The organism is Brevibacillus sp. HB2.2, from assembly GCF_013284275.1.
Lineage (GTDB): Bacteria > Bacillota > Bacilli > Brevibacillales > Brevibacillaceae > Brevibacillus > Brevibacillus brevis_D.
Genome location: NZ_JABSUV010000005.1, coordinates 22,513 through 49,499 on the forward strand (window position 1 = coordinate 22,513; position 26,987 = coordinate 49,499).

Genomic DNA, 26,987 nt, shown 5'->3' on the forward strand with positions numbered 1-26,987 from the left:
GGAATTGCTCTTTCTCGATATACAGAAGCGTTTGCCTGATTTTATTTTGGATGTGTCCTTTACGGTGCAAAAGGAAATTGCTGTGCTGTTTGGACCATCCGGCTCTGGCAAAACAACGATATTGAACAGTATTGCAGGTCTGGTTCATCCCGATACTGGCGTGATCCAATTAAACGAGAACGTCTTTTATCGCGAAGGACAGAAGCCGCTTCCTGTACAAAAACGCAGCATCGGCTATTTATTTCAAGATTACGCACTGTTCCCTCACATGACCGTCGAGCAAAATGTTCGATACGGCTTAAAAAAGGGGCATGAACTGAATTTGGCTCCATTGTTATCCTCAGTGGGAATCGATCATCTGTTGCAAAAATATCCTCACCAGTTATCCGGGGGACAAAAACAACGGGTGGCACTCGTACGTGCACTTGCGACTGAACCAGACATTCTGCTCCTTGATGAGCCTTTATCGGCGCTGGACGCGGATACGCGTAAACAATGCCAGGATGAGTTGCTTCGCCTTCACGCCATGTGGAACATCCCTTTTCTGCTGGTCACCCATGATCGTGAAGAAGCCGAGAAGCTCGCTGATGTCATTTTCCTGATCGATAATGGCACAATCAAAGAACGGAAAAATGAAAAAAGCCATTCAGCAACGTCCATTTCCCGATAATGGGATGGCATTGCTGGATGGCTTTTTACCTATCGAGCTGTGATTGGTTCAATCTTCACATCGTTTTGTTTTGCCCACTTATGTACTTCGCCGAGGAATTGCAGGACGTCATGGCTCTCGTGATGGACACAAAGTGTATCGGCCGCCAAGTCAATGTGCTCGCCATTGACCGTCATTACTCTTTGTTTTAAAACGAGCTGACGTGTCTGCTCCATGCGTTCTTCCTTGCTGATCAGCACGCTTCCTTCCAGATCACGCGGCGCCAATCGACCATTCGGCAAATAAGCCCGCTCTGCAAATACTTCCTCTGCCACCTGAAGCCCGTGTTCCAAGCCAGCCTCTACAAGCTTACTGCCAGAGAGTGCATAGAGGATCAGATCTTCGTCAATATCTGCAATGGCTTGGACAACCGCTTCGGCGAGCTCTGGCCGCTCGGCCGCTTCGTTATATAGCGCACCATGCAATTTCACATGGTGAAGCTCCCCGCCGAGTGCTTTTGTAGTCCCTGCCAAGGCTGCAATTTGATACAACACCAGCTCATACACTTCATTGACAGACAAGTTCATCGAACGACGTCCGAAGCCTTGAATATCTGCATAGCCGGGATGTGCCCCGATTTTCACATCATGCCTGAGTGCGGCTTCGATTGTTCTGCAAATAATATGGGGATCCCCTGCATGCAATCCGCAAGCAATATTAACGGAGGTGATCCATTTCATAATCCCCAAATCCTCTGATTGTCGACCTCTGCTGAAGCCCTCTGCCATATCGCAGTTAATATCCAGATGAATCATGTATGCTCACCTTTCTTTCGCTACTCTATCTTTTGAAAACGCATTCATACGCGTGGCTTCTCGTTTTCTTCCACTTTAGCATACCATGTACGCCAGTTTAACAAAAGCAAAAAAGCTGCCGAAAAATGGCAGCTTATGAACAACTATGTCGAACCAACGGTTGCTTGACTGCTTTCTTCTGTCTGTAAGGTCTCTGCTAGTGCCATTACCTGGTTCTTTTCTTGTTTATAATCGTATTCCTTTGCCTTATCCGGTCTGGCATTGTTGTACTCTACCGGGATCTCATGGCGATGGGAACGTTCAATTTTCGTTACAAAGTGCAGCTTCTCCATAATGCGAATCGTTTCGTCCAACAAATTGGCATCCACATACATCGAAACGTAATTTAATCGCTTGGAGATGTAATGAATGGTGCCAAATTTGCGTAAATTTTTGGCGGCACGCGTGTTTTTCACCCACACGGCGACCCCCAGACGTCGCTCTCTCATGTTTTGCCGTCGGTCTCCTTCCTAATCGTGGTATACTTACTGGTGAAAGCTTATACAGAAAGGAATCGTGGTCTATGCTGGCTACGTTTTATCAACAATTCGAGGAAGCGCTTCACCGCGAAAAAATCGTGACCCATAGCAGTTGGCAAACCTATGCGGGCCAGCTCTTTTTCTATGTATGCAGTACGCTCCCTGCTCCTCTGCTTACAAACCAGCTCATGGAAACAGGAGAGCGCCTGACCACTGATACCAAATTACAGCCAGAATGCATTTACGTGCGTTCTGATGACGTGCAGCATGTATATCGCTTCCGCTTTCGCGTACCTGAGGAAAAACAGTTTTGCTGCGGCAATCTTTGTGAAGACTGCTTTCTGCTACGCCAAAATGAATCGGGAACAGCGTAAATTACGATGGCTTTTTCACGCTACATCCACAGCTTCCGCCTGTTCCGCAACCGCTGCCCTGCGCCTCTAAAAATGGATTGTTGCTTGGAACCTTGATCGTTTCCGAGACGGAATGAGCAATGGTTCTACTCACCTGATACAAGAGCTCATCCAGAGCATCCTCTGCTCGCTTGAACGCCTGTACGGAATCCCTCAGTTCAATGTTGCGCTTCAGTTCCCGTACTTCTTTGGATATATGATTGTAATCCGGGTGATACTTCCCGAACCGTTGCACATCTTCGTACTGTTCCTTCTTAGCCTCGAACACGACGAGCAGACGTTGCACTTCCTCATCTGCTTCCATTTGGCGTTTGGCCTCCAGATACTCCGAGACCTCGCGCGATTGGTTAATCATTGTGGACAGCTCATGAGAACCCATGATCAACTGCGTCATATCCACTGCTTCCAATGTTTCCATAAAGCGAGACCTCCTTTCGCCGCAAAGCTTGAAACTTTACGTCATTCCTGATTGTATCACGATGCACACCCTTAGTACAGATATTCGGGCACTACAATGCGCACTCGCTCGATGCTATCGAGACGGTAACACTGTTTGCCTCCCTGTCCAGCAATCGTAACCATCCAGTACCCCATTTCCAGGCGTACTTCTGTCGGTAGCCCACGCAGCTTATCTTTTCCACCTTGCTGAATCTCGACTTCCAGCTTCAGTTCGATTGCGCGCTTAAACAAATCCCGCATGGATTGTGGATGGTACGATTGAAAATGCTTCGTCCACATTTTGGGAAGAGCTGCGATTTGCTCATTTTGCTCAGGGAACGTGTTTTCTATAGCATAACCGTCCCAAGGCCGTTCGATGAGTAGCAAGCCCTTATTCCCCGTGTGACTGTTTGGGAGTGGCTGGAGCTCTTTACTTGCACTAGCAATATGTGATAGCACTTGCGGCTCATAACCGAACTGTCGTAGTAAACGGATTAATTCTTTTTCCTGCGAGAACGGAATCAAAAACGTAGTTGGCGTGACTATTTGGGTAAGAAATGGACGAAAGTCAGGTATTTCGCGCCATTCCTCCAGAAATCCGGCATGTGCTGTCCGCACGAGGAAGTACGGCTCCATTTGAATCTGCCTCGCTGTTCTCGCCCATTGGCTTACAACCTCAACCAAGCTCTCAGGCAACGGATGAACACAGGAGGCCCGGAGCTTTTCAATGACTTGCTCCTCCGTCCCTCCTTGAGCCAAATACGCTTGCAACAGCCTTGCTTGCAATTCACCCCGAATCAATTGCCCATCAAATTGGAGCTGGCAAAATTGACTGATCTCCCATACATCCAGCAACGGGACAAGCGGAGGGATTGTAATGGCACCTGTGGGGTCCACAAACCAGCCTTCCTCCGACGATAATCGCGGCAAGCTGCTCCAACGCCAAAAAATCCCGCGCTCCTCGTCCATTCCGAGCTGAATCCATCCCATGCCTAACAGTATATGCAACCATTGCTCCACAATCAGCTCCTCTGCATTGTCTGGCAAAGGAAATCCTACTTCTTTTAGCATGCGTAATTGTTCATGAATGGAACACCACTGCTCGACAGGAACCTGTTTCATCAATTGAATGAAAAATTCCCACCAGTCACCGTGCGGCAAAAATTGTTCCATGACGAGTTGATACAGCTCTTCCCAACGTACGAGCGGCGGTTGATGCAGCCATTGCTTCGTTCGATGGAGATCGAGTACGAGTTCTCGCTCCTCCCTATACACCAAGCCAAGTCTAAGCGCAATATCCAGAACAACCGTCAAGGATAAGCCCTCTCTTTGTTCCTGATCGAGCGGCGGAATCACGATTCCTTTTACATGCTCGTCTGTAAACGAGAGTAGCGGCAGCATTTTTTGCGACATCCTGCGATGAATGCTTCCTTTTTGCGTAATGGGAATGTGGTTGTCTCGAACAAACAACAAAAGCCCAAAAAGATCCAGCTGTATCCCTCTGCCTGCTGATATATAATAAGGGAGCGTTTTTGAAAGAGAAACGAAAGCCTGAGAGGCTTCCGGCAGCATTTGATTCGTCAACTGTTCCCGAACCTCTTGTGGCATCAAATAGCCGATTTCACTCCACATTTTCCGTACAGTCAAGATCAGTCCAAGCCGTCGCAATTTCGTCAAGCCGACTGACAGATGCCTGTGCTCTTTTGCCGTTTCGCGTTCCCACGTTCGTTTGCTAAAAAAGCCTCTCGTCGCTTTGGTTACGAAAAGCCGGATAACGGTTCGTTCCAGTTCATCTGCCTGTTCCCATGCTTTGCCAATAAAAACGGGGTCCAATAATCTCGCTGTTAAATCTTGCTCTTCGGCAATCTGATATCGTTTGGTTTGTTCATGTAGAATCGCTTGTCGCGTTGATTCGGACAGGTATTCCAGCGAATCCTTCACACGCACGCCTGTCACCTCAGTCTATATGATGATCGATTCATTACTTTTATCAATTGGAGGGATCTTGATGTTGCAAGTATTTCCTAGCTTACTCTTAACCGCAACCTTGGCAGTAACCGGTACACAAGTCTTGTCACCTCAACATCCTATCGTATCTGAGCCTGTGGCGAAAGAGGCTGTACAAGTCAAAGCTGGTTATGAGGCCGTTGCTGCTCCCTATCCACCGGCTGTTCAGGAAGCTTTGAAGACAGTTCGAAAAAATGGCGGACACACTATTGTTCGTGCCAATGGAAAATCCTATGTAGTCGTGGGTGCAGGACAGCGCCCTACAGGAGGATATCGTTTAGTGGCGGACCAAGTCAAGCGGACTGGCCCTCATGACTTCGCCGTACACGTTCGGGTACAAGCACCAGCTCCAGGTTCGATGAAAATCCAAGTCATCAGCTACCCGACCTTGGTAATTGCCCTGCCAGACCAGCAAGCAAAAGTCAGCGTGCTCATGCGCTAGTCTATTCACGAAAAAAGCCGACAGTTCGAAAGCCACAAGGCGCATCGAAGTCGGCTTTTTTCCTTTTCCCAACAGTTACCCTTGCTTATCAGGGCTTTACCTCAATGGAAAAGCTCTCTGCTACACCATACGACTCGTGGTTATTATGTGCCAATTCTACCTTGACCCCATGCTTCCCAGCAGGGATATCCTTCATGACATAGCTAGGCTCAAATACTTTGGCGATTTTTTTGCCATCGAGGTACAAATGAACATGGCCTTCCCCGTGCTTGTTTTCTTTCCCCATGTTTTCGAGGGAAAAAGAAAAGTTCGTTACAGCCAATTTGAGTTGCAAATCATCTTTTACAAGGGTATGCGTCACAGCGAGTGTCGGCGCTGCATGATGAGCGTGCGACTCGTTTGCTACCGCTTCGGTTTGCGCTTGTTGGTTCGCGTACACAAACCATTCCACACCAGCCGCAATGGCAATCAATAAAAACAAGCGGAAAAGAAATCGTTTGGTTTTCACCGGAGCTGCTCCCTTCCAAAATGAGTCTTACCCCAGTGTGCCCGACTCCTGATTGCTTCATTCATCCATTTTTGCCTCTTGATCTCACCTGTTATCGATACATACTCAGCATTCCAATAGGTAAAAGTAACCACAAGATCCTTTAGGGAGGTCATTACTGCGTATGAATGCATGGAATGAAACTCTTTCTATTTTTGCTTTAGGAGGAGTATATGAAATCGGCAAAAACATGTATGGCATTCAATATGGGGATGAAATTGTCCTCATCGATTGTGGCTCGAAGTTTCCGGATGAGAGTTATTTAGGAATTGATCTGATCATACCGGACATTAGTTATCTGCTAGAAAATCAAGAAAAAGTACGTGCCTTGATCGTCACGCATGGGCATGAGGATCACATCGGGGGTATCCCATATTTTTTGCGACAATTAAACGTCCCTGTTTACGGTACCCGCTTAACGTTAGGTCTTATCGAATTAAAGCTGAAGGAGCATAATTTGCTTCGTCAGTCCACCCTCATCTCCATCGATCGTGACTCTACCATTTCATTTGGCTCGCTCACAATCAGCTTTTTTCAGACGAACCATAGCATTCCAGATTGCTTGGGTGTTGTATTTGAAACAAAAGCAGGCGCTATTGTGCATACGGGCGATTTTAAATTTGATTTAACTCCAGTGCATAAGCAATCCCCCGATTTGCACAGAATGGCTGAAATCGGGCAGAAAGGTGTATTGGCCTTGTTGTCGGAGAGTACCAATGCGGAGCGCCCAGGCTTTACTCCATCAGAAAAACACGTGGGCGATCGTCTGTTAGAAGCCTTCAGTAAGGCACAGCAGAAAATATTTGTCTCGACGTTTGCCTCCAATGTATACCGGCTTCAACAAGTCATTGATGCCGTAGAAGCGACGAATCGAAAGCTGGCATTATTGGGTCGAAGCATGGTCAATGTGGTCAAAATCGCTTCGGAACAAGGCTATTTGCATATACCAGAAGGCATGCTGGTGGAAATAGAAGAAGTGGGCGAGCTCGATCCGGCCCGTGTCGCTATTCTATGCACTGGAAGTCAAGGCGAACCCATGGCTGCTTTATCACGGTTGTCGACCTCCGGGTATCGGCACGTAAAAGTAGAACGTGGCGATACCGTCATCCTCTCTTCTTCCCCCATTCCAGGGAACGAACGAAATGTAGCGCGCATCGTCGACAACTTGTTTATTATGGGAGCCAACGTTATATATGGCTCTGGAACTGGCATGCATGTATCCGGTCATGGCTTCCAGGAAGAGTTGAAGCTCATGCTCACTCTCATGAAGCCACAATACTTTATCCCCATTCACGGCGAGTATCGGATGCTCCATCAACATCGTCAGTTGGCTGAATCCGTCGGCGTTGATTTCGAGTCCATTTTCATAATAAATAATGGGGATGTCGTGGATATTCAGGATGGTGTGGCTGTGCAGGAAAGAAAAATCCCTGCTGGCAATACCTTGGTGGATGGTTTAGGAATCGGAGATGTAGGGAATGGAATATTACGGGATCGCAAACATCTTTCGGAAGATGGCATTCTCGTAATCGTTGTGACGCGCAGTAAAACTGACGGCAAGATTTTGTCGGGTCCTGACCTTATTTCCCGCGGATTCATTCATGCCCCGGAATCAGAGGGCCTGTTGGAAGAAGCGACTCGCCTTGCATCCGAGGTGATCACCAATTTGCAGGAAGCGAATGTGAGTCAGTGGAACCGCCTGAAGCAAGGGATGCGGGAGTCAATTGGGAAATTTGTGTATGCCAAAACAAAGCGCAGACCCATGATCCTGCCGATTATTATGGATGTGTGAGGGAAAAGCCTTCTTTTAGGAGGGCTTTTCTAGCATGATATTTTCAATCTTGGGGTGATTTGAAATGGTGAAAATGGTTAGACTTTTTACGTGCCTTCTTGCAATCTTTTTTATTTTCTTTGCTTCGGTTCCAGTGTCTGAAGGGGCAGAACTCAAGGCAAATGTCATTGTAGATTCAATGATTTATGGAAGATCAGAGGACAACAACACGTTTTTTATTTATGCCCTATTACTTAATCTAGGTGAAGCAACCGCTACAAATTTTAGCTACGCAGGTCTCTCATTTGAGGGCAAAAACGGAATGGACCACTTCTACCCCGAAACTAGCCACACTGTTATCAATTCATCGTTGAAGCTAGAGCCGGGACATTTTGTAGAAGCAAAATTTGAACTGCCCTTAGATTTTATTGATTCTAGGTTTAAAAACATAAATGACATCAGAAAAATTAGTATTTTGATTCTCCGCGATAACTCTGCTCCTTATAAAGACGACTCAGCAGTGACTGTGACCGTAAATAATAAAAAGCTTGTGCAACAAACCTTTATTGAAAATGATGTCACTTATGTTTCCCTTCGCGAGTTAGCCGACGTTCTTGGTGCTACAATCCAGTGGAATGATCCTACCCAAACGGCAACGCTCATCCTGAGAGACAACTTCATGGAATACGATAGACAAATAGTCATACCGGTTGGCAGTGATCGCTTTATTGATCAAGGTCGCGAAACTACTGTGTCGGGAAAAGCGAAGCTGTACAATAACACTACCCTGGTTGTACCTTTACGAGATATTGTAGAAATGCTGGATTACTATGTTGTTTTTGAACATAAAGGGGGGCAGAAAACCATCGTCGTCATTCCGAATGATCTTCTTTATAGATGAGAAGGGAAAAGCCTTCTTTACTGAAGGCTCTTCAAATGATGATATTTTCAAACTTGGGGTGACTTGAAATGGTAAAAATGGTGAGACTTTTTACGTGCCTTCTTGCAATCTTTTTTATTTTCTTTGCTTCGGTTCCAGTGTCCTATGCATCATTGGAGAAGAATCCTTTACTGTTCGAATTTACGGAAGTAAAATTTGTAACCAAGCCAGATGGAAGTCACTATGCACAAGGATACCTGAACTGGGGAAATCTCAGTCCTTATGAAATTATTGAACTTAAGGGAAGCATTGATTTGCTCAATAAGCAGGGACAAAAAATCAGTACGAAACCTAAATACATTGAAAGTTATAATCTCGATTCGGGTACTAGTGGTTATGACTTTTTCGAATTGGTAAACTTTGATCTTGTTCCTTCCGTTACAAATCCCAAACAAATCGAGGGTGCTTATCTAAAACCAACGTATACATTTACATTAGGAAAAAAAGCTGAACTCAGACCTGACATCGTACCAGGAGGAATAACATTTGGGCCGTCCGGGGACACTCTCTCCATCAAGACCATTTTAATTAATCACGGAGAGGCAACAGCCTCAAATTTTAAATACTCGGGAATATCATTAACCGATCAAAATGGAATGGTACACTTCTATTCTGAAACAAATCACGATGTTATCAATTCATCATTGCGGTTAGAACCGGGTCAATTTGCCCGCGTATCCTTTCAAATACCAATGAATTTTATCAATTCTAAGTTTAATAGCAGTCAAGATATATTCACGATGAAGTTTTCTTTTACGCATGAGAACTCAGCACCTTATAAAGATACAGCCCTGAGTGTGACAGTTAATAATAAAAAGCTTAATGATCTAATCTTGGTTGAAAATGATGTCACATATGTGTCGCTTCGGGAATTAGCGGATGCTCTTGATGCTACTCTTCAATGGGACGATTCAACTCAATCCGCAACACTCACTCAAGAGACCTACCCGGGAAGCGCAATTTGGATTACCATTCCAGCAGGAAGTAATCGATTCATAATCAATAATTACCCAGTTACTGCATCGGCCAAAGCAAAGCTGCACAATAATACCATTCTTGTGGTCCCGTTACGAGAAGTTGCAGAAATGTTAAACTGCGAGGTTATTTTTCACCATAAATGGGGGCAGAAATCTATCATAGTGATCCCACACGATTTCAGCGAAGAATGACCAAATGACCACTGGAAAAAAGAGAGCCCACCAGCTCTCTTTTTTCCCCCTCAAAATATCTTCTTCGCATTCTGCTCTTCCTTCAAAATCTCTACAGCCTCGCGGAAACGCATAGAGTGAACAACTTCCCGCTCCCGCAAAAACTTCAAGCTGTCCTGTAAATCAACATCATCGGTCATGTCAATTAGCCATTGATACGTCGCGCGGGCTTTTTCTTCCGCTGCAATATCCTCGTAAAGGTCGGCGATTGGATCGCCCTTGGCAGCGATGTAGGCAGCCGTCCACGGCACACCACTGGCATTGTTGTAAAAGAGCGCCCGATCATGATTGGCGTAATGGTCACCCAGACCAGCTTCCTTCAATTCTTCTACCGTCGCGTCTTTGGTCAACTTATACACCATCGTGGCAATCATTTCGAGATGCGCAAACTCTTCGGTAGCGATATCCGTTAATAATCCGACCACTTTATTCGGGATCGTATATCGCTGGTTCATATAGCGCAGAGCGGCTGCCAGCTCTCCATCCGCCCCTCCGTATTGTTCAATCAAATATTTCGCCATTCTCACATCGCACTTACTGACACGAACCGGATACTGCAGTTTTTTTTCATAGATCCACATCGGTTTCGTTATCCCTCTCTTCTAAACTTGCCAAGGCCATGGATCATCATTCCACTGCCACGGATAGCCTGAATAACTACGGCCAAGATTTTGCAGAGGCCCGTACAATTTCTCATATTCGTTTGCCAAAACCCAGCGTTGCTCCGTTAAATCATTGAACTGCTGGAGCGCATTCTGATCGGTTGGATGCGTATCTAAATAAAGATTGAGCTCTACTAGTACAAAATCGATCGCTTGTAGCTGTTCAAGCAATGCGTAATATTGGTCGTCGCCAAATCTATTTTCAGCTGTCATGAGTGCCCCCTCCCCAAATGACTCAGTCTGGGATCATAGGGGCTAAAAAGTGCCGGCCATAACGTACCTAATTTCAATGCTTCCATCGGGCTATATTGTGGTAAGTTCTCCGGCTGAAATGTCATGAACAGCTGAGGGGGGACCTGGTACGTCTTCACCCGAATTGGCGGACAAGGATCGAAGGGACCAACGTACGGAAAGTAGTCGCGTGTTTGCGAATGCAATGCCAATATCCTCCTCCAACTTGCAATGTCTGTTCCTTCATGACTACACTATGCAGCCCACCCAGTAGGCGTGATTGCTACCCCAAAAAGAAAAACGCTCGCATAAGAAAGGCATTTTCCTCCCCCTTTGCTTCAACCTGTCACTTGCAAACGCCCAATCATACCGCTTTCTTTGTGTCCCGGGATCGTACAATAAAATTCGTAGGTTCCTTCCTCCAATGCCTTCCACACTGTTTCAACAGACTCTCCCGGTTTGGCGTGCAAATGTACAACGTCCTTAGCCATTCCTCCATGACGATGTTCGCTGCTTGATTCTGAAATCGTTACAATTTTCCCATACGAGACAACCTGAATATCGTGCTCTACATTGCCATCATTTTGAAAGACGACTTTGATCTCCGTATCTTTTTTAACGGTAAATTGGTTCGGTTTATAAGAAAAGTCGACGGCTGTGAGGTTGATTTCTGTCGTGCGATCACCAGCAAAAAGAGCCGGGGATGGAAACGGTAAGGATTGATACCAGAAGAAGACAGCGAGTAGCAATATAGCTGGAGTGCTTGGATGATGAAAAAAGGAGGACCACTTCGTTTCTTTTTTATGAAAATCAATCAGCTTGGCTACGAGCAGTATACATACGGTAAAGAGCATGACGAAAACAAACAGGAGAGACTCTACTTTTTCACTGGGTACCATCTCTCCCAGCATGGCACCCATCATCCCGCCCATTACGCCCGATAAGATGCCTTCTACCATACTCAGGATCGACAGAGGAACTCCTAGCAGAAAACCAGACAGTCCACCTGCCAGCATTCCCCACATGGTGGATACATATAGATCTCCCCTGTAAACATCGCCGAAGATCAACCCTCCGATCAAGCCAATCGTCATACTGACAGACATCGTGCTCATCATACCTTGCATATGATCGATACCCTGCTTTCGTTGCCAAATAAACCATGTGAAACAAACGTAAGCGAAACCGACGTAGATCAGGATCTGATACACCGCGTTCAAGATACCACCCCCGAGTATATTCCTCTCCTTGTAAAGTATGTCCTACTCCAACTAAATAGGACAAAACGAACGCGAAAACCCTCTGACTACTGTCGAGAGGGCTCACACTTTTTCTTATTTTCGCCATTATAAAAAAGCTTCATTTCTGAAGCTTTTATTTCATCAGCTTATTCATCGTGGTTAACAGCTCGTCAATGACTGTGTTGTCCCCTTCTTGGATGCGTTCAATCACACAGGATTTCATATGTCCTTCCAAAAGGATACGTCCTACTGAATTTAAGGCGGATTGTACCGCAGCTATTTGATTCAAGACATCATCACAATAAGCATCCTTCTCCACCATGCCTTTAATCCCGCGAATCTGTCCATCAATCCGATTAAGACGGGCCTGCAAGTTTTGCTTGGTTTTTTCCGAATGATGACTGTTTCGATCAGACGTATGACAAGACTGTACAATGTTCAATTCTGCACTTGACAATGAGATTCCTCCTCAACTCTTTCTCGCAAACACCTGTCAGGAAGATAGACCCAATTCTTTTCGGACATTTTCCAATCCATATCGCTCGACAAACTTGAAAAACTTCTCTCTCTTTTTCCCTTGCGTCTGATACAGTGAAATGATGCTTTGGACGATGGAAGATAATTGTTCTTCCTTCACCTGCTCGACCAGGAGCTCGGCTGTTCTGGCCTCCATTGTTTTCGATTGGCCTCCGACGTAGATTTCAAAGGTTTCTTTTCGCTTGACGATCCCGATATCTTTTACCAACGGCTCTCCACAGGCATTTGGACAGCCCGTATAACCGACTCTCATCGTAAAAGGAACGGCCATCCCTGCTATCGTATCATTCAAATTTCTCGCTGCCTCTAGCCCTTCAATCTCTGCTCCTTTACAAAAAGAACAGACTGACAAATTCTTCACAACAGAACCCGTTTCGTACACGCGTAAGCCTTTCTCACGCAGCGCTTTTTTGGCTTCCTCAGCTTTCTCTTCATTCATCTCGATAATCAGCTGCTGAAAGATCGAAAGTTCAATTTGTGCATCCTCGCCAACGATTTGACCGATCACTACCATTTCTGCTGGAGTAAGCACAGAACCGCCGACACGAATTTCTGAACTTACGGCAAACTGTACACGCTTCAAAAGGCATTCCTCCTAGAGTGATTGAATTCGTAATATTCGGTCAATAAATAGGTGTAAGAAAGGCTGCCATTCTACAATCACAGCCCTTCCCGCAACTTTTGCTTAAACGACATCGTATCCTTGATCTTCAATCGTCTCTTTCACATTGTCCAGCGAAACAACGGATTCATCAAAAGTCACGCTTACCTGATTGTCAGCAAGGCTTACCGTTGCTTTGCTAACCCCGTCTAGTTTTTGAAGAGCACCTTCTATGGAAATGACGCAGTGATTGCAGGACATTCCCTGTACGTTCAAAGTGACATTCATTTTACATCCTCCTTTGTTTTTGGGAAGCTTAATTTGATTTTATTTTACAATACCCCTGTAGGGTATGCAATACCCGATTTTACATTTCCTGCTGTGTATCTGTAAAAAAACTCCCCATCGACAAAAGACAGGGAGTTTTGCTTACGCTTCTTGGCTGAAATGCGTTCTTATCGGAAAAAAAACGATTGCTCCACCTCATTCGCAGATAATGGGCGACTGTAATAGTACCCTTGAATTTCGTTGCAATGATTTTCTGTCAAAATATCCAACTGATCCTTCGTTTCAATGCCTTCAGCAATTACATCCAAGTTCAGATGCTTCGCCATCGAAATGATAGTGGCCACAATGGCTTTATCGTTTTCATTTCGAGACAGGTCTGTTATGAAGGAACGGTCAATCTTTAGCTTGTGGATCGGGAACTTTTTCAAATAGCTCAATGAGCTGTAACCGGTTCCAAAATCATCCAAGCTGATTCTCGTTCCGATTTTGTTTAACTCATGAAGAATGCTGATCGATACTGCCGGGTCCATCATCATGCTCTCCGTAATTTCCAATTCCAAAAAGTGCGGGGCAAGCTTGGTTTCCTCGAGAATATTTTTGATGTACTGGACCAGGTTCCGTTGGTGGAATTGATGGGAGGACAAATTGACAGAGACGGGTATTAACGGCCCCCCTTTATCATGCCACTGCTTCATTTGCCTGCACGCTTCCCGAAGCACCCATGTACCGATCTCATAAATCAATCCTGTCTCTTCAGCAATAGGGATAAACACTCCTGGTGAAAGCATCCCTTTGGTTGGATGATTCCACCTGACGAGCGCCTCCACTCCGATCATGCGATTACTTTCCGAATGAAATTGAGGTTGGTAGTACACCACGAGCTCTTTTCGTTCAATTGCTTTTCTGAGATCACGTTCTATTTCAATATTCTCCAGCAATTGGGCGTCAAAATCTGTCGTGTAGAACAGATGACCATTTTTCCCCTGTTTTTTCACCTCGTACATGGCTGTATCCGCTTTTTTGAGCAGCGCGACAGCATCCGTGCCGTGATCTGGGAATATCGCCGTTCCAATACTTGCGGATATGTAAAATTCACTGTCTTTTAGCGTGAATGGCTGTTTCAATGCTTCAATGATCTTATCGGCTAAACTCGCTGCTTCCCTGCCATCCGCTCCTGTTTCGCAGAGGATGGTAAATTCATCTCCACCCATCCGGGCAATTGTTGCGTGGTACCCTTTGGCACTCTTTGAAATTCTGTCGCTGACCCCCTGCAAAAAGATATCGCCGTAGGAGTGACCCAAGGAATCATTGATCATTTTGAAACGATCGATGTCGATAACCATGACGGCAAAGCTCGATGAATCTTGGCTGCTTTTTTCAATGGATTGATGAAGAACTTGATTAAACTTTCTTCGGTTCGGTAAGTCGGTCAGCTCATCGTGATAGGCCAAATACCTGATTTTTTCTTTCACGCGATTCTCTTCGGTAATATCCTTCACAATGATGTGATTCCCAACCACTTCTCCCTCAATCTCAACCGGGACATTGAGTACACTCAGCTCAACGCGATTTCCGTTCGGATGAAAGATGGTCGTCTCAAAATTATTTCGATTGGGCGCAAAAGACTGGGCGAAAGAATCTTTCGTGAGTTCCCTTTGCTCCTCAACAATATGCATGCGAATTTTCGATACATGCTGGTTGATGAATTCTTCCTCCCGCAGTCCGCCAATCTTCGTGACAGCTGGGTTCATTTTGATAATACATCCACCTGTATCTAAGGAAATAATGCCGTACTCATTATTTTTATAAAGGGAACGATACCAGCTTTCACTTTCTTGAATGACCGTATCCTTTTGCGAGAGTCGTTTGTTAATAAACAAGCCGAACAATGTAATGCCGATCAGTAAAAAAGTGGCCAAGACGATGATATAGGCCAAGCTCTCCGGCTCAATCTGCGTCCCCACTTGTTTTGTCGGTTGTTCCGTTCCGTAGAAATGCGCTGCAACCATCCCGGTGTAATGCATACCCGCGATTGCTGCCCCCATAATGAGTGAGCTGCCCAATTTATATAAATACGCGTATTTCGACTGATCACGGCGAAAGTAAAACAAGAGCCATAGTGCCGCTGCCGAAGCAGTCGCTGCGATCATAATGGATAAAATGACAATCCTTGTATCGTATGTAATTTCGATCATCATCGCGGCCATTCCAACGTAGTGCATCCCAGATATTCCAGCAGCCATAAGAATTCCCGCGATACCTAGCTGTCTCGCATGTAAGTTGCGTTTCGTGATGGTAAACAAGGCTATGCTTGAGACGAAAATGGCAAGGATGACGGATAGAATGACATACTCCATGTCATACAGAACCTTTATGGGGAGGGTAAGTGCCAGCATTCCGACAAAATGCATGGACCATATTCCAAGCCCCATCGTTGTGGCACCAAACATCAACCAGAGTAGCTGATGCTTCCCTTTACTTTTACTCACTCTGGCTGCCAGGTTGAGAGCAGAAAAAGAAGCTGCAACCGCGATTAAATAAGATAGTATCACAAGGAAACTATCGTACGTCCCATGTATCTGGTGATCCAAGCTCCTTCACCGCTTTCCTTTTGTTAATCTCGATGGTCTCACTTAAACCATGCTGCCTGATTCACCATAACGATTTACCTGCAAGAAGGAATCGATTTCTTTCGTGGGCAGCGGTTTACTGTAAAAGTACCCTTGGACTTCATTACACAATTGTTCCTTTAGAAAATCAACGTGTTCATGTGTTTCTACACCCTCTGCAATAACAGCAATTTTCATGTTATGTGCCATATGGATGATCGTTTTAATAATCGCTTGATTCTGTGGATTCAAATTTCTTAGAAAGGATTGGTCGATTTTGAGCCGATCGATCGGGAATTGACTCAGATAGCTCAAAGAACTGTAGCCCGTCCCGAAATCATCGATACTGATGCTAACCCCGAGAGCTTTCAAGCGATTCAAAATTCGAATCGTATAGTCTACGTTTAGCGCCATGCTTTCCGTGATTTCCAGCTCCAAGTATTGCGGAGCTAACCCCGTTTCTTCAAGGATCGAGGTAATCATCTCAATGAGATTGTTTTGCATAAATTGGCGTAAGGATATATTCACCGCAACAGCCAGCTGTGTAAAGCCTGCTTCCTGCCACGCTTTTGTCTGTTGGCAAGCCGTTCGCATTACCCATTCTCCAAGCGGTACAATTAAGCCTGTTTCTTCTGCGATCGGAATAAATTGAATAGGCGGGATGAGACCAAGGTCTGGATGGTCCCACCGAATCAGCGCCTCCATACCAATAATCTGGCCCGTCTGCAAATGAATCTTCGGTTGGTAGTGCAGCGTAAACTGTTTCTCATCCAAAGCTTTTCGCAGCTCTCTTTCAAGCTGTAGTTTTTTCGCTAAAACCTGATGCAGCTCCTCCGAGAAAAATTGATAATTATTTTTCCCTTGCTCTTTTGCCAAATACATGGCAGCGTCTGCATGTTTTAGTAGCGCTTCAATATCGTCTCCATCATCCGGATACATGCTGATGCCGATACTTGGTGTGATAAAGATTTCGATATGGTCTAACGTAATCGATTCGGACATGCTCGTGATGATTCGTTGCGCAATTTCACCAGCCTCCCTGTGCGTGACTCCAGTGAGAAAAATGGCGAACTCATCTCCACCCAGTCGAGAAACAGAATCTTCTTTTCGCAAACAACAAATAAGACGATTTGCTACTGCTTGTAAAAGGACATCCCCAATGGAGTGACCCAGCGTGTCATTGATGTTTTTAAATCGATCCAAATCGATGAACATAACGCCGATTTTCTCATCTTTTTGTTTTGCTTTGCGCATTGCCTCTGCGAGTTTTTCATGAAAAAGCGTTCGATTAGGCAGGTTGGTTAAGGAATCGTAGTGGGCCATGTAGCGAATCGTTTCTTCCGCTTTTTTTCGCTCAGTGATGTCAATCATGGAGCCTACCATTTCCACGATTTCTCCGTTTTCCTCAATAGGTGACAACGTAATGTAATAATCATTTCCGGATAGCTTTAGTTCGAAGGTGACAGACTCGCCAGCAAATGCTCTACGAAAATAGCTTTCCATTTGCTCCGCTACCTCATAAGGAAAGATTTCATACGACGTTTTTCTCAACATCCTCTCAGACGTTAGCCCGAGCGCTTCGGCAATTTTCCCTTCACACAAGGTATACGTGATGTTCCCTTTCTGATCTGTCACGATCTTGAACACACAGTTTTGCAAGTTTTGGACCGTCCTGCGAAAATCGTTCTGCAAGGCTTCTGCCAAAGCTGCCTCTGCTTCAATCCGGTCGGTAATGTCCGTACGGATTGAAACATATTGATACGGAACCCCCCGGTCGTCTAGAAATGGCACGATGGTCGTATTCATCCAGTATTCAGTGCCATCTTTGGCACGATTCTTCACTTCGCCCTTCCAGACACGTCCTTGCTTGATCGTTTCCCACATTAATTTAAAAAACGACTTGGAATGATAGCGAGAGTTAATGACCCGATGTGTATTTCCAACTAATTCATCCACTTCGTATCTGGAGATTTCACAAAACTTGTCATTTACATAAGTAATGACGCCTTTGTCGTCTGTAATCGCTACAATCGAAGATTCATCCAGTGCATTTTTGATATCGTGCAAGTCCTTCATCGTTTTTGCAAGAGACTCTTCCATCAGCTTTCGTTTCGTGATGTCCGTCCCGATTGCTACATACTGATAGAGGAATCCACTATCGTTCATGAACGGAACTAATGTCATGCTAAGCCAATATTCCGTCCCGTCCTTTCCCCGGTTTTTCATCTCACCTTTCCATACTTTTCCTCGGCTGATGGTATCCCATAGCGATTTAAAATAGTTTCGCGGGTGGAAACCGGAATCGACGATGTTATGGCTCTTTCCGATTAATTCCTCTCTATTAAACTTGGAGAGTTGACAAAAGTTGTGATTGACGTAGGTGATGATTCCTTTTTCATCTGTTATCGAAATAACAGATGACTCTTCCAATGCAGATAATGCAAACTTTACATCTCTGATATGATTAAACACATGGCACCCCCGCCTGTTTTCGCATTACAATTGAAACTTCCGGATGGAATGCTGCAGCTCTTCTGCCATTTCGGCGAGTGTGCTAGAAGCGGTTGTAATCTGTTCCATAGAAGCTGTTTGTTCGTGTACAGAAGCAACTACGCTTTGCGTGTTTTCCGCTGCCATTCTTGAAACATGCGCAATTCCCTCTATAAATTCCACAACGGAAACCGTTCCGTCATTTGCTTTATTGATTTGTCCTGACATTTCTTGTGTTCTTTTCGAGACTTCGTCTACTACCCCCAAAATCTTATGGAAGGCAACCCCAGCTTGTTCGATCATGATGACTCCTTCTTGAACAGCTACGTCCCCTTGACTCATGACGTGAATCGCCTTTTCCGTATCTCTTTGAATATCCCCAATGATGGAAGCGATCTGCGAAGCGGCTTGCGCGGATTGCTCTGCTAATTTGCGAACTTCATCTGCGACGACCGCAAAGCCTCTTCCCTGTTCTCCCGCTCTCGCCGCTTCAATCGCTGCGTTCAACGCTAATAAATTCGTTTGACTCGCGATTTCCGTAATAATCGAAACGATTGAGCCAACTTCTTTTGATTTTTCGCCGAGCATATTGACCACTTCGGTAGAAGAGCTCACTCTTTGATTAATCTCATTCATTTGTTCGATTGATTTGGCAACCACTTCATTACCTTCCGTTGCTGTTTTGTTCGCTTCAACGGATGAGCTGATCGCATGCTCCATGCTCGTTGATACTTGCTGCATAACCTGCGAGATGCTTCAGCAAGCTGTGTGGCATTCTCTGCATCATTTACTTGCTGCTCAGCACCTGCTGCAATACCTTGGATCGATTGGGATACGTGCTCTGCTGTCTGATGTGTTAGTTCGGAGCTGGCTATCAATTCCTCGGAGGATGCGGCTACTTGTTGTGAATGAAAGGAGACTCGTTCTAATAAATCTTGCAAATTGTGCTTCATTTGGGTAAAATGGCGGGCAAGTTCGCCGATTTCGTCACGATTCTTGATCGAAATATCTGCTTGTGCCAAGTTCCCTGCGGCAATTTGTTCTGCGGCCTGCGTGATCAGTAAAACGGGATGAGAAATGGCACGTCCAATCATGAAGGCGATACCGACTCCTGTGAGAAGCGCCAGCGCGCTAAGCAAGACAACCAGGAGCTTCGTAGATTGAATGCCACTTTCCAGTTCCACTATATCTTGTTCCAATAGCTTCTGTTCAAGAGCAACAAATTCCTGGGCTTTTTGAATAAACAATTCGCCGACTGGCGTACATTCATCCCTGACCAAGCGCGTGTACTCTTCTACTTTGTTTTGTTGTTTTAATGCGACGACCCGATCAATAATTTCCTCGTGTTGGGTATGTAGCTCGTTCATCTCTGTAACGAGCTTTTGCCCTTCAGATGTCATGCCCAAACGGAATAGTTCTGCTGTGAGCTCTTTATAACGGTCGTTTGCTTTTGAATACCCTGTCAGGTAGCTGCCATCGCCTACAATGACATATCCTCGTGCATACTTTTGTCGTTCACTGACACTGGCAATAATGTCCTTGGACAACATCTCCTTGTGGATTCTGTCTTCAATTATCCTCCCATAACGGGAGTCGATGGAAGAAATCTGAGAAAAACCAATCCCTGCTACTGCCACTAAAAGTAATAACACGGCCAAAAATCCAAAAAAAAGCTTTCTCCTTACCGTCAACTGCATAATAGTTGTTTCCTCCATCGTAATTCTACGAATGATTTCTTCTTTCTGTGAAAATGCAAGTAATTTTATAATCCCTTTCTCTTATATAACGGCATTTTATATAGGACTTTTGACCTTTTTTATCATATAACATCGTTCTGTAACATTTCTAAAATTCTTTTCGACAAGGAAAAAGCCCCGACTGCCAAAGCAGACGAGGCTTGCGTTTCCATTTATGCGGCTCATGTTCCTTACATGTCTTATCGTTTTGGCGCTCGAAAACCTGCTTGCTGCGCTTCTGCCTCCGTCGCAAACCACGTTTCCGCATTTGTTTGCTCATAGCTAGCGGAGCCAGGAACGTGATAGATTTTCTCGCCCTTGCTATTGATATTGCCCTTGATCGTCTTGCCTTCTGGTGGTGCAGTATCTGCTACGGTATTATTATTGGACTGTTTTTTTGGCTTGGCTTTTTCCTTAGGAGCCTCTGCCTGCTTCCCTTCTAAAGCCCACAATCCGCGATTCTGCTCCCGCGCCTCTCGCTCTGCTGCCAAGAACAGCTCGGCTTGGGCTACATTTGGTGGGATCGTCATGATTCGGGCGTAGCCGTCACGAACGAGCTTTTCATTGACAAAGGTACCGTCTTCCAAATATACGTAAGCAAGCAAACGCTTGTATTTGTCATAGGGCTCGACATCGAACTTCAGCTTAACCTTTTTGCCCGTTAAAAGCTCTTTGGAGTAATTGCTCGCTTCTTTCCCATATGGTTCGACTGGATGGTTGGGTTTCACTGTCTCCGGGGTATCTACGCCAATCATACGGACTTTTTCTCCGCTATCCAGCTCGAATGTATCGCCATCAACCACTCGTTTGATCAGAGCATCCATCTCTCCGTTAGCTTCTGGTTGGCCGGACGCTCCACATGCCGTTAGCAAAAGAGTAAGTACGAGCAGATACATAGCAAATCGTCTCATTAACTTTCTTCTCCTCTTCTATGTTGCATTGTTTTCCAGCGTAGTGGATTTGCTCGCGCAGGTCAATAGGAGAGAAAAAAACGCATCGCCACGGGAACTGCCACCGCGCGAGCATGTTTTGGATAGCGAAGTACATTTTGTGTAACGAAAAAAACGACCTTCGCCCAAGGTCGTTTTGTCTATACGTCCAGATTTTAATCACGATCGGCACTAAACAAGAACAACAGGACGACCACGACAATAATAATCCATATAAATTCCTCGTTTTCGCGATCAAAAAAACCGTCGAACAGACCCATGGTGGAGTCCTCCTTTCCTTCTCGTTACAGCCTATGCAGAAGGCTAGACACGTGTCAGTAGTTGGAAGAGCCCAAAAGTGAAATTCGTGTTCGAAAGAATGTATTACGAACAAGTAGACAAGATTAAATGCGTATAGGTACCTAGCTGTCTTACTTCATTCGTAAAACCAAGATGAACAAGCTCCTGTAGCAATCGGGAGCGATCTGCATAACAGCGGTCCTGAATATCTGCTATCACTCTCGTATGTCCTGCTTCCTCTAGGGCTTCCAGATGAGCTTGTCTATGCGTCTGATCCTCAAACATCAAATCGGCAATGACCAACCGTCCCCCTGGTTTTAATACCCGGCGACATTCCGCCAAGGCAAGCTGCTTTTGGTCATCCGTCAAATGGTGCAAGGCGTAACTCGTAGCCACAAAGTCAAACCGATTTTCTAAAAACGGAAAGGCGAAAAAGGTTCCCAGCTTCGTCTCGACCTCCGCGTGCTTTGCTCTGCATTGCTTCAGCATTTGCGGAGATTGGTCGAACCCGCTCATCTTGGCTCCTTTTTTCACGAGACGCCCTGCGAGGTTCCCAGTTCCCGTTCCAGCATCCAAGCCGCACTCTCCTGGATTGACTGCAACGGCTGCTACCACCTCATCCAGTACGTTCTCGTACGATTCATGACCATTCCCGCCATGTACCCATTCGTCGTAGCGGTCCGCCCATTCATTAAAATTCCATCGATCCACCCAGTTATCCCGCGTCTGCTTCAATCGCTTGTTCGCCTCTGCCAATGTAAACAGCTCTGCTGGATCAATCGATTCCTTACCCTTTACCCGCTCAATCATCGCTTCTGTCGTTTGGATGACCTTGCTCATTTCTACCCACCTTGTATACATAAACGAACGCTGCAGCTCTAAATAATGGAGAAGAGTGCCTTCCTGATCTTTCATTTGAATCAGAAGCTCCCGTATGTCTTCTACCGCCATCCCGACCTCGCGCAGAGTAATGATGGTTTGAAGCCTCCAGACATCTTCCTCCGTGAACTGGCGATACCCGGACGCATCTGCTTTTGATGGCTTGATCAGCCCTTTTTCTTCATAATATCGAATCGCACGCGGAGTTATTTGCAAGCGATGGGCCATGTCTTTGATTTGCATGGAACTCTCTCCCTGTTTCATTCTTTCCTTATCATAAACCTTGACGCAGCGTGAATGTACAGACAGAAAGAAAAAAAGCTGCCGGATTCCTCCCGACAGCTGATTTCTATCTTATTAATGTGGCGCTGGCTCAGAAATTTGTTGGAGAGCGTCACTCGCTTCATCGTGATGGACTTGACGAACAGCCATGTCTGCCAACGCCACAATTCCAACCAGCTTGCCATGCTCGACAACAGGCAGGCGACGAATTTGATGCTGAGCCATAACCCTTGCCGCTTCATCAACCGTCATCCCCGGCTGACCGAGAATAATGTCTCGGGTCATGACCACCTCGGTGGCAGTCGATCCTTCATGCTTTTCAGCCAAACCGCGAATCACAATATCGCGGTCTGTAATGACACCGATCACATCTTCTTTTTCATCCACAACCGGAATGACCCCTACATTCCAATCGCGCATTTTGCAAGCCACTTCATACACATTATCCTTAAGCGTCACAGTAGCGACATCTTTTGTCATAATTTCACGAAGGGTACGATTTTCCAGCTTTGCCATTTCATTCTCCTCCTTTTGCTAATCAACGATTGTAGTTTGTCCGCTCATCTATCGTTTCATTCGCAAGAAAGAGTATGATATATTGCGCTTCTTCCAAAAACAGACTATGATTAAATGAGTGAATATCTCACCCATTTTTAGGAGGAAAAAGAATGGTCATTAAGGACACGGGTATTGGCACGAAAGAAGTCTTTTTCGCCGATCTGGAGCATTATATGAGCGAACTCGGCTTTGATCGCGGCGCTTGGGATTACAAGCATGCTACATACGATTATAAAATCCAAGATAAAGGCAACGTCTTCTACCTGCGCATCGAAGCGAACGTGACGCAAGGCAAGCTTGAGGATACGCACGCAGTACTGAAGCTCGAAGATCCTTACATGGGCAAACACCTTTTCCCACACGGGCTGGACTACGATTACCCAATGCCAGACTCCGTTGTAAAAACAGCGAAGTTGAAGCTACAAATGCTGGGTGAAAAGCTGTCCTCACATTAAAAATTGAAATGCATGGTGTGCAGAGAGGAATCCCCTCTCTGTTTCACGTAGAGGGGGGTATTTTTTATGAAGACGAGGGGCGTACCTGACTTCTTGCTCCTGTTTTTGACCGCCCTACTTGTTGGGTTTGGGATAACCATGGTGCTCAGCTCCAGCTCCATTTTCGCATTGACGAGCTTTACAAGCGGCGGCTGTGATTACTGTGGCGGAGATGAGCTTTATTTCGTGAAGCGTCAATCCGTTTTCTTGCTGCTCGGTGTCGTTGGGATGCTGGTTGCCATGAACATTCCCTTCTCCTTTTATAAGAGAAACTTCTTATTGATTGCGCTCGTCAGTTTCTTTTCTTTGCTCCTGGTTCTTGTTCCGGGTATTGGTAAGGAAGTGAACGGAGCTCGATCATGGTTTGAAATCGGTTCTGCAACTATTCAGCCTGCGGAGTTTGCCAAGCTTGGTCTTATTCTGTACTTGGCAGCGATCATCTCCAAAAAAGGGAACGGGATACAAAAGCTGAAATCTGGATTGATGCCCCCACTGATGGTAACGGGGATGTTTTTTATGATGATTGTCGTCCAGCCTGACCTCGGTTCTGCTGCCATCCTGCTTGGGTGCGCTTTGATTGTCATGATCTGCGGTGGCGCCAAAATCCGTCAACTGGTTGGTCTCGGTGCACCAGCTGTGACTGTTGCACTATTGGTATACATCACAGCAAAGCCCCATGCCTTGAATCGGATTTCTTCCTACCTCGATCCATGGAGTGATATGAGTGGCACTGGCTACAACATTATTCAATCCTGGATTGCGATTGCACATGGCGGCCTGACTGGGACAGGCTTTGGAAAAAGCATTCAAAAGTATTTGTATTTGCCCGAGAGGCATACCGATTTTATTTTCTCGATCATGACAGAAGAGCTTGGCTTTATCGGTGCCTCTGTGTTCCTTTTGATTTTCTTGCTTTTCCTGCTGCGTGGCATCCATATTTGTCTGCGCGTAAAAGACACCTTTGCCAGTCTCGCAGGAATCGGTGTGGTCAGCATGTTCGCCATTCAGGCGATCTTAAACATTGGCGGAGTAACGGGTTTGATTCCATTGACAGGTGTACCATTGCCGTTTATCAGTTATGGTGGTTCCTCCTTACTCGTATGTCTGCTCGCTACAGGCTTTTTGCTCAGTATATCGCGGGAAGTCAGTCGCCAGAAGGTAGAAGAGCAATTACAAAAACAGCCATACGCCATGTAAAAAACAAGCATAAGGGATACCGGATGAATCCAGTATCCCTTTTTTCCTACTCATTTCGAAGGAGTTCGATTGTTTCCACCCGTACATTCACGGCTTCCACATAAAGACCCGTCAATGTTTCTACCGCTTCTTTTACTTTTTCCTGTAGGACATGACAGACGTGATGAATCTGCGCCCCATAACGGACGGACACACGCATGTCAATGGTGACTCTGTCTTCTATTACGGATACGGTAATGCCTTTCGCGCCGCCATTCAGCTTTTTCGCCAAATCTTGATAAATTCCGCTTGAACGGACTGTGACTTCCAACACTTCTTCTACAGCAACGCCAGCAATGATTGCGATCACCTGATCTGCTACTCGGATTTCGCCAAGTCTGTCAGCCATCAGGACGCCCTCCTCTTCGCCCGTTTCTTTCTTCCCCCACTGGTTTCATTTGCCTTTTCTTTCATTATAAACAAATCATGCTTGGGCTTGGAAGGAAATTTGTTTTTTTCTCTCCGTTAGTGTCGGAGATGTGCAATGAATGTCAACGAGTGTCAACTGATCTGCAGCAAGCGCCTCCCGCAATACAGGCTCCAGAGCTTGTACTTCTTTAACAACCTTGCTACTGATCCCGCAAGCTTTCGCCAATTGTTGAAAATCTGGATTATGCAATTTCACTCCAAAAGGGATCAAGCCCGCCTGACTCATTTTGACCGCTTCCAATCCTAATGTCCCATTGTTCACCACGAGAATTACAATCGGAAGCTGGAGCTGGGCCGCTGTCATCAATTCCGCCAGATTCATTTGCAATCCCCCATCCCCGGCAATGCAGACGACCTGCTTCTCAGGATAGGTTAACTTTGCAGCCACAGCGGCAGGCAACCCGAATCCCATTGTTCGCCACTTTCCAGAAAAGAGTGGGGTCTGTTTTTTCCCACGGAACGCACGATTAAACCAGATCGTGTGCTCACCCGTATCCAGGACGATAATCGCATCTTCATTGACCACTCCCCCAAGCGTATGCATCAAGGTTTGTGGCTTTACTTGTTCACTCGCTTGCTGAATGACAGCTTGCTCTGTCTCCTCGCCAAACTCACCATGCCAACGCTTGATTTGTTCCTGCCACGCATCGTCCTGTCTGCGCGATTGCAAACGTCTCATCCAGATCGGCAAGACATCGTCCAATTCGGCCGTGACAGACTGAAGGTAGGGATGTGCATGTATCGATCCAGGCTGATGATCTACTTGAATGACGGACAGTTTCTTTGGCAAAAAAGCGCGAGGGAACCAGCTGGCTCCCAAAATTAGCAACAAATCAGCTTCCGCTAAAGCATGTAAAGCTGTTTCGCTGCCCCCCTCTCCCCATCCGCCGATCACAAGTGGATGTGTTTCCTCTATCGTTCCTTTTGCTCCGAGCGACAGCAACACGCCCGCCCCTAGCTGTTCCGCTAGCTTCACACACAAATCCGCCGACTTGCGGGCACCGATTCCAAGTAGAACGAGAGGCTTTTGCGCCTTTGCAACCTGCTCGGAAGCGAGCTCAATCTCCATCCGATCCGGATAAATGGCATGTGGAATGCGTGGAAGTGCTGCAAGGACAGCTTCTGAAGTCGTTTGGGTAAAGACGTCCTTGCAAATGGCGAGATGTGTCACTCCTTTTTGCTGCATAGCCGTGACAAATGCTTTGTGCAGAACACTTTGGATTGCATCTGGATGCGTAATCGTCGTCGAATAAAAACTGATGGGACGTATCATGTCTTCTTGAGAGATAAACTGCTTGTACGCTCCACCCAGCTTGTATGTCTCTACTTGACCTGTAATCGCAATGACGGGTACACGATCCGTATGCGCATCTGCAAGTCCATTCAGCAGATTGACGAAACCCGGCCCCATCGTCGCGGTACAAACAGCTGGATTCCCTGTCAGCTTTGCTTCCGCACTTGCCATCATGGCCGCAGCAGATTCATGCTTGCAAGCAACGTATTGGATGTCGGATTGCTTCGCGATCTGATCCAGCCAGGCAAAGATTCCGTCACCTGCCACCCCATATATTCGTTTTACTCCCCAACGAATCAATTGTTCCGTCAAATATTGCGCGACCTGCATCAAAATCTTCCCCTTTCAGGACAAAGTTCAAATACATGTACTCGTAGTCTACGCATTCTCCAATATTTTACTAAATCCAAAATGACGGAAGTTGGAGAACCTAACAATAATCA

The 26,987-nt window shown here is 45.8% G+C and carries 29 protein-coding genes; 8 read left to right on the plus strand and 21 right to left on the minus strand.

Annotated elements, in window-relative coordinates:
* The first annotated feature begins 4 nt into the window (after positions 1-4).
* A complete protein-coding gene (locus HP401_RS04920) occupies positions 5-670 on the plus strand; it encodes an ABC transporter ATP-binding protein (protein ID WP_173604399.1) in 666 nt (221 codons plus the stop codon).
* 29 nt (positions 671-699) lie between these two features.
* Here HP401_RS04920 and HP401_RS04925 read toward each other — a convergent pair whose 3' ends face one another.
* Both HP401_RS04925 and HP401_RS04930 read right to left on the minus strand, forming a co-directional pair.
* Positions 700-1,464 carry a LamB/YcsF family protein gene (locus HP401_RS04925; protein ID WP_173604287.1) on the minus strand — a complete coding sequence of 255 codons (765 nt, stop codon included), beginning with the start codon at positions 1,462-1,464 and terminating at the stop codon, positions 700-702.
* Positions 1,465-1,607: 143 nt separating this feature from the next.
* The gene (locus tag HP401_RS04930) at positions 1,608-1,952 is read right to left on the minus strand and encodes a YlbG family protein (protein ID WP_007725782.1); all 345 of its coding nucleotides are present in this window, start codon (positions 1,950-1,952) and stop codon (positions 1,608-1,610) included.
* Positions 1,953-2,026: 74 nt separating this feature from the next.
* On the opposite strand from HP401_RS04930, the gene HP401_RS04935 reads away from it, so the two are divergent.
* Complete coding sequence (locus HP401_RS04935) at positions 2,027-2,356, plus strand: hypothetical protein (RefSeq protein WP_173604288.1); 330 nt, start codon at positions 2,027-2,029, stop codon at positions 2,354-2,356.
* Between the two features lies 1 nt (position 2,357).
* Here HP401_RS04935 and HP401_RS04940 read toward each other — a convergent pair whose 3' ends face one another.
* Complete coding sequence (locus HP401_RS04940) at positions 2,358-2,813, minus strand: YlbF/YmcA family competence regulator (protein WP_012685982.1); 456 nt, start codon at positions 2,811-2,813, stop codon at positions 2,358-2,360.
* 71 nt (positions 2,814-2,884) lie between these two features.
* Positions 2,885-4,780 (minus strand): hypothetical protein, encoded by a 1,896-nt coding sequence (locus tag HP401_RS04945; RefSeq protein ID WP_173604289.1) that lies wholly within the window; start codon positions 4,778-4,780, stop codon positions 2,885-2,887.
* Positions 4,781-4,841: 61 nt separating this feature from the next.
* On the opposite strand from HP401_RS04945, the gene HP401_RS04950 reads away from it, so the two are divergent.
* Positions 4,842-5,282 (plus strand): protease complex subunit PrcB family protein, encoded by a 441-nt coding sequence (locus HP401_RS04950; RefSeq protein WP_173604290.1) that lies wholly within the window; start codon positions 4,842-4,844, stop codon positions 5,280-5,282.
* An 88-nt stretch (positions 5,283-5,370) separates the two neighbouring features.
* Here HP401_RS04950 and HP401_RS04955 read toward each other — a convergent pair whose 3' ends face one another.
* Entirely contained in the window at positions 5,371-5,790 is a 420-nt protein-coding gene (locus tag HP401_RS04955; RefSeq protein WP_173604291.1) for a thioredoxin domain-containing protein, read from the minus strand.
* Positions 5,791-5,953: 163 nt separating this feature from the next.
* Here HP401_RS04955 and HP401_RS04960 point away from each other — a divergent pair, with 163 nt between their 5' ends.
* The 3 genes from HP401_RS04960 (at position 5,954) to HP401_RS04970 (ending at position 9,709) form a co-directional block, all read left to right on the plus strand.
* Positions 5,954-7,621, plus strand: a complete 1,668-nt coding sequence (locus HP401_RS04960) for a ribonuclease J (protein WP_173604292.1) — start codon at positions 5,954-5,956, stop codon at positions 7,619-7,621.
* Between the two features lie 64 nt (positions 7,622-7,685).
* Positions 7,686-8,501 carry a copper amine oxidase N-terminal domain-containing protein gene (locus HP401_RS04965; protein WP_173604293.1) on the plus strand — a complete coding sequence of 272 codons (816 nt, stop codon included), beginning with the start codon at positions 7,686-7,688 and terminating at the stop codon, positions 8,499-8,501.
* Between the two features lie 68 nt (positions 8,502-8,569).
* Positions 8,570-9,709, plus strand: a complete 1,140-nt coding sequence (locus HP401_RS04970) for a copper amine oxidase N-terminal domain-containing protein (protein ID WP_173604294.1) — start codon at positions 8,570-8,572, stop codon at positions 9,707-9,709.
* A 50-nt stretch (positions 9,710-9,759) separates the two neighbouring features.
* Here HP401_RS04970 and HP401_RS04975 read toward each other — a convergent pair whose 3' ends face one another.
* The 14 genes from HP401_RS04975 to HP401_RS05035 form a co-directional block, all read right to left on the minus strand.
* On the minus strand, positions 9,760-10,329 hold the full coding sequence (locus HP401_RS04975; protein ID WP_173604295.1) for a manganese catalase family protein: 570 nt from the start codon (positions 10,327-10,329) through the stop codon (positions 9,760-9,762).
* A 21-nt stretch (positions 10,330-10,350) separates the two neighbouring features.
* A complete protein-coding gene (locus tag HP401_RS04980; RefSeq protein WP_142496255.1) occupies positions 10,351-10,623 on the minus strand; it encodes a spore coat protein CotJB in 273 nt (90 codons plus the stop codon).
* Positions 10,620-10,847: a spore coat associated protein CotJA gene (locus HP401_RS04985; protein ID WP_012685974.1), complete on the minus strand. Its 228-nt coding sequence runs from the start codon at positions 10,845-10,847 to the stop codon at positions 10,620-10,622. The genes HP401_RS04980 and HP401_RS04985 overlap by 4 nt, the downstream gene beginning before the upstream one ends.
* A 132-nt stretch (positions 10,848-10,979) precedes the next feature.
* Positions 10,980-11,852 (minus strand): cupredoxin domain-containing protein, encoded by an 873-nt coding sequence (locus HP401_RS04990; RefSeq protein ID WP_173604400.1) that lies wholly within the window; start codon positions 11,850-11,852, stop codon positions 10,980-10,982.
* 163 nt (positions 11,853-12,015) lie between these two features.
* Positions 12,016-12,339 carry a metal-sensitive transcriptional regulator gene (locus tag HP401_RS04995; RefSeq protein WP_173604296.1) on the minus strand — a complete coding sequence of 108 codons (324 nt, stop codon included), beginning with the start codon at positions 12,337-12,339 and terminating at the stop codon, positions 12,016-12,018.
* 36 nt (positions 12,340-12,375) lie between these two features.
* A complete protein-coding gene (locus HP401_RS05000) occupies positions 12,376-13,002 on the minus strand; it encodes a nitrite/sulfite reductase domain-containing protein (protein ID WP_173604297.1) in 627 nt (208 codons plus the stop codon).
* A gap of 102 nt (positions 13,003-13,104) precedes the next feature.
* Positions 13,105-13,308 carry a copper chaperone CopZ gene (gene copZ, locus HP401_RS05005; protein WP_007725825.1) on the minus strand — a complete coding sequence of 68 codons (204 nt, stop codon included), beginning with the start codon at positions 13,306-13,308 and terminating at the stop codon, positions 13,105-13,107.
* A 167-nt stretch (positions 13,309-13,475) separates the two neighbouring features.
* Positions 13,476-15,860, minus strand: a complete 2,385-nt coding sequence (locus HP401_RS05010; protein ID WP_309145110.1) for an EAL domain-containing protein — start codon at positions 15,858-15,860, stop codon at positions 13,476-13,478.
* An 81-nt stretch (positions 15,861-15,941) separates the two neighbouring features.
* Positions 15,942-18,389: a bifunctional diguanylate cyclase/phosphodiesterase gene (locus tag HP401_RS05015; protein ID WP_173604298.1), complete on the minus strand. Its 2,448-nt coding sequence runs from the start codon at positions 18,387-18,389 to the stop codon at positions 15,942-15,944.
* Between the two features lie 24 nt (positions 18,390-18,413).
* On the minus strand, positions 18,414-19,067 hold the full coding sequence (locus HP401_RS29815; RefSeq protein WP_309145111.1) for a methyl-accepting chemotaxis protein: 654 nt from the start codon (positions 19,065-19,067) through the stop codon (positions 18,414-18,416).
* Positions 19,040-20,059, minus strand: a complete 1,020-nt coding sequence (locus HP401_RS29820) for a HAMP domain-containing protein (RefSeq protein ID WP_309145112.1) — start codon at positions 20,057-20,059, stop codon at positions 19,040-19,042. Before HP401_RS29820 ends, HP401_RS29815 begins: the two co-directional genes overlap by 28 nt.
* Positions 20,060-20,343: 284 nt before the next feature.
* Complete coding sequence (locus tag HP401_RS05025) at positions 20,344-21,054, minus strand: thermonuclease family protein (RefSeq protein ID WP_173604299.1); 711 nt, start codon at positions 21,052-21,054, stop codon at positions 20,344-20,346.
* 402 nt (positions 21,055-21,456) lie between these two features.
* On the minus strand, positions 21,457-22,494 hold the full coding sequence (locus HP401_RS05030; RefSeq protein ID WP_173604300.1) for a MerR family transcriptional regulator: 1,038 nt from the start codon (positions 22,492-22,494) through the stop codon (positions 21,457-21,459).
* Between the two features lie 114 nt (positions 22,495-22,608).
* Positions 22,609-23,049 carry a CBS domain-containing protein gene (locus tag HP401_RS05035; RefSeq protein WP_012685964.1) on the minus strand — a complete coding sequence of 147 codons (441 nt, stop codon included), beginning with the start codon at positions 23,047-23,049 and terminating at the stop codon, positions 22,609-22,611.
* A gap of 152 nt (positions 23,050-23,201) precedes the next feature.
* Between HP401_RS05035 and HP401_RS05040 the strand changes: the two genes are divergently transcribed.
* Positions 23,202-23,546 carry a YugN family protein gene (locus tag HP401_RS05040; protein ID WP_012685963.1) on the plus strand — a complete coding sequence of 115 codons (345 nt, stop codon included), beginning with the start codon at positions 23,202-23,204 and terminating at the stop codon, positions 23,544-23,546.
* Positions 23,547-23,612: 66 nt separating this feature from the next.
* Positions 23,613-24,782: a putative lipid II flippase FtsW gene (gene ftsW, locus HP401_RS05045; RefSeq protein ID WP_012685962.1), complete on the plus strand. Its 1,170-nt coding sequence runs from the start codon at positions 23,613-23,615 to the stop codon at positions 24,780-24,782.
* A gap of 46 nt (positions 24,783-24,828) precedes the next feature.
* Here the strand turns inward: ftsW and HP401_RS05050 are convergent, their stop codons facing one another.
* A complete protein-coding gene (locus HP401_RS05050; protein WP_012685961.1) occupies positions 24,829-25,170 on the minus strand; it encodes an Asp23/Gls24 family envelope stress response protein in 342 nt (113 codons plus the stop codon).
* 75 nt (positions 25,171-25,245) lie between these two features.
* Positions 25,246-26,874, minus strand: coding sequence for a thiamine pyrophosphate-binding protein (locus tag HP401_RS05055; protein ID WP_173604301.1), 1,629 nt, complete (start codon positions 26,872-26,874; stop codon positions 25,246-25,248).
* Positions 26,875-26,987 lie beyond the last annotated feature (113 nt).